Here is a 3,743-nt window from a genome sequence, read left to right on the forward strand (position 1 = left end):
CCGCATCGAAGTGACTCGTCGCGTCAATGACGGTGATGTTCCCGGTGGCAACAAATATTACCATGGTGCAGAAATGCGTCTGTACAAGGGTGCTTATGACAAAATCGGTTCTTTGATCGAATCCGTTCCCCAAAACTTGATCGACAAGCTCCAAGCTGCCATCGAAGTAGCCAAAAACGAACTGAAAGACGAAGCCGCCACTCAGGCCTCGCTCGAAGCTCTGCAAGCAGCCTACGATGAATTCATGAAGAACTATCCCGATCCTGCTCGCATAAGAGAAGAACTTGCCGAAGCCAAAGCCGTCATTGAGAAAGCCGAAGAAGGCGAAGATCTCGGATACTATGCCACAGGTTCCAAAGCCACTTATCAGACCGTTGTCACCGAAGTGGAAAACCAACTCGCCGAAATCATTAAGGTGGCACAACCCACAGTTGCACAAATTGACGAAATGCTCGCCAAACTCAACGCCGGAACCGAAGCTTTCTTCAATGCACTCCGTGTACCAACCTCCGGAATTTACATTTTGAGAAGCAATACCTCAAACGAAGCTCTTTTGAAGCGTGGCATCTACGCCGCCAACTCCTCCACCAAGCAAAACGTGAAATTGGCCGGACGAGTGAAAGACACCGATTCCTCCGCATGGGGTGACGAATCCAATTTCAAAAACAGACTCGGTGCCTATTGGAGAGTCGAAAAAGTAGAAGGAGGATACACCTATCAAAACCTCTTCACCGGACTTTACCTCGCCCCTGCCGAAAAGACATCCAGAGCGATCACTCAAAGCGAAAAGCCTTATGTTTGGGCTATCCGTTTTGCCAAAGAACCCGGATGCTTCAACCTCGTAGCGCAAAAGGACGATGTGCCCAAGGGATATGTATATCTCAATGCCGAACCCGGAAGCTCCAACGTCGTACTTTGGAACACGGCCAGCGGTCGCGACAACTCTGCCTTCCAGTTTGAAGCAGCAGATCCGACAGAAACGCTATCCGACAAGGGATTCGTTTACGACCTCCAACACAAGACCAATCCTCAGATCATCACTTTCCCCATCGACGTGGAGAAAGCGGAACGCTTCTACACCGTGATCGGACAAGATGCTGAGAACAACATCCAGTTGGCTGCCGTAACGGAAAACCTCGCAGCAGGTCAGGCTTACGTTTACATTCCCGAAGCAGAAAACAAGGATAACTTCATCATCGTCTACTCCGTGGCAAGAGATGCCAACAGCCTTAAAGCCACACACACGGCTTTGGCTCCCGTGAACGGTCTTGTGCCTACGTTTGAAGAACTCGAAGTTCCCGAACTCTCCGGTAAGTTCAGCCCCGACCACAGCAAAGTATTGCTTTCCGAAAAGGGAGAAAAAGTAGCCCCCAACACCGGATACTTCGGTGCTATGCCCGAAACCAACGTCACCGGAGCAGCTACGATCTCTGCCAACGGTAAGATCTCCTCTATCGGCGGTATCGTTTGGGGTGGCTCGAAAGCCGGCCAATCGGTTTACACCCTCTCCGGAATCCGCGTGAAGAATGTCAAGACACTCCCCGCAGGTCTTTACATCGTAAACGGAAAGAAACATTTCGTAAAGTAATCCCGCCCCTCTTGACAGAGTGGTAAATCCTCATTCGGAGTCGCTCCCTTTGCAACAAAGGAGCGACTCTTTTTGTGTAAAAAAAACTGTCATTTAGGACGAATAACGATCGACAAATAGGACAGGAAAGAAAAACTGCACAAAAAAATGGTGCATTGTTTTTTTTTGTTTATCTTTGTCGGCGGGATTCTCTCTTTTTATTTAACTTCATAAATTCTAAACAATGAAAAAGGTTTACAAGCTATTTGCGACCGCTTTGGTTCTTGCGACCGGTGCATTGGGGGCTTCCGCCCGACATTGGACCTATTCGTTTGACACACCCATCACGGAAGAAACAGTAGAAGCCAATAAAAACTATGTGCTTCAAGCCGGCTTTTCTGCGGCAGAGGCCACATACCATTTTTTGGCAGGATCGACATTCAGCCATTCTTCCAATTTGACTCTTGCCAACATCTACACGTTGGAGGACACGGGTGAGAAAGACTCAAAAGGGGCTACGATTTTCTACGTGAAAAATCAAAACCTCTATTTGGCAAACCCTTCCAACTTCCAATTCTACACAGACGCACAAGAACGTGCTTGGAAAGTTGTTGTGCGCAATGCCGTAAACAAGGATGCGCAATACAGCTATGACAAACCCGGAAAAACAGCAACAGGGCAAGACACGACATTCCATTACACCGGCATCAACGCCTATTTGGAAGAAGCCAAACATCTTAAAGAAAATGGCGGTGAAATCGAAACGGATTTCACCACACTGACCTTTAACGCTGTGGCAGAAACGGAAAGTTGCATCGTTATAGTTTCCGCAGAGCCCAAAGAAACAGACGGATTGGAATACAACTTCCTGTTAACCTATCCCGACGGAAGTGCTTTCGGTGGTGCTCCTGCCAAAGGCACAAACTACTACCGCAATGTCTGGAAAATATACGAAGCAATGGAATATGGTGCCAAAGACGGCCTGAAAGCCATTGTGAAAGAACTGACCAACGATGTGGATCTTGTCGAAAAAATCAAGAACTACACCGTGGGAGAGGGGGCCGGTGAATATTCGCCAGCAAAACACACCGAGCTGATGACCATTTGGAATCGCATCAAAGCCATTCTCGACGGAGCAGATGCAACGGACGAGGAAATGGACGAATTGGCCAATAAACTCATACCCGCTTACGATGCGTTTACCTCTTCGGGCAAACCCCTCCAAGAAGGTTACTACATTCTCTATTCGCTCCGTCCCAACAAAGACCTCTTCCCCAGCGGAAAGCATGGGCAATTCCCCTATGGACGTAACGACAAGGATTATGACGATGGCGCCATCTACGACGGTGGAACTTTGAATCCTGCCGACAATAAACTGTATTGGTCTTATGCTCCGGATGACGCAGTGAAGTTCGACATGGCGGCTCTGAAAGAAACAGGCTACACCTACGAAACCGCCAAATTCGTATGGCACGTAACAGCTTCAGGCGAGAACGATAAGAATGGTAATCCACTATACCACTTCAAAAGCGTAGAAACCGATCGCTACATCGGTAAGAGCCCCGCACTCTATCAGAATATCCAAATGACAAAAGCTCCCGAAGTGGCTTACACCATTGCTGCAAGTAAGGAGTTCCCCGGTTATTTCAACTTCTATTCTCCCGACCTCGTGATCGCCACCGAAACCGGTGCTCCTTCTGAGGCAGAATATTCCGGCCTCCACGTTGCCTCTGATGCAAACAGAGTTGTTGCTTGGGACTGGCGCGTGGGTGGTTCCTGCTGGAAAGTGATCACTCTTTCCGAAAGTGAAGTGAAGCAAATGCTTGAAGCACTTGCACAACCCAAGCGCAATGCTGCTTTAAAGAAACTGATCATGGATGCAGAAATGTCTTTGGATAAAGGTAAAGCCTATATGGCAGTCGGTGCTGACGGACAAAAAAATGCCCACGCCACCACCGGTGAAGTGCTCCCCGCTGACGGTCTCGTGACCAGAGACGAGCAATTGGCATGCCCCATGAACGACCCCGACGAGGGTGCAAACATCGGTTCTCTTTTGGATGGCGACGTCAGCACCTATTTCCACTCTACATGGCGCGGTGGCGAAGGAGCTTGGAAAGGAGGACACTATCTCCAAATCAAACTCGACAATCCCGAAACCGATCTCTTCTTCAAGTGG

At 48.8% G+C, this 3,743-nt stretch carries 2 pseudogenes; both read left to right on the plus strand.

The features are described from left to right. Positions 1 to 1,588, plus strand: a pseudogene (locus EII14_RS09365) (hypothetical protein); the annotation flags it as partial. 223 nt (positions 1,589 to 1,811) lie between these two features. After that, a pseudogene (locus EII14_RS08930) lies at positions 1,812 to 3,743 on the plus strand (hypothetical protein); the annotation flags it as partial.

Origin of the sequence: Alloprevotella sp. OH1205_COT-284, assembly GCF_003859795.1 — a bacterium.
Lineage (GTDB): Bacteria > Bacteroidota > Bacteroidia > Bacteroidales > Bacteroidaceae > Alloprevotella.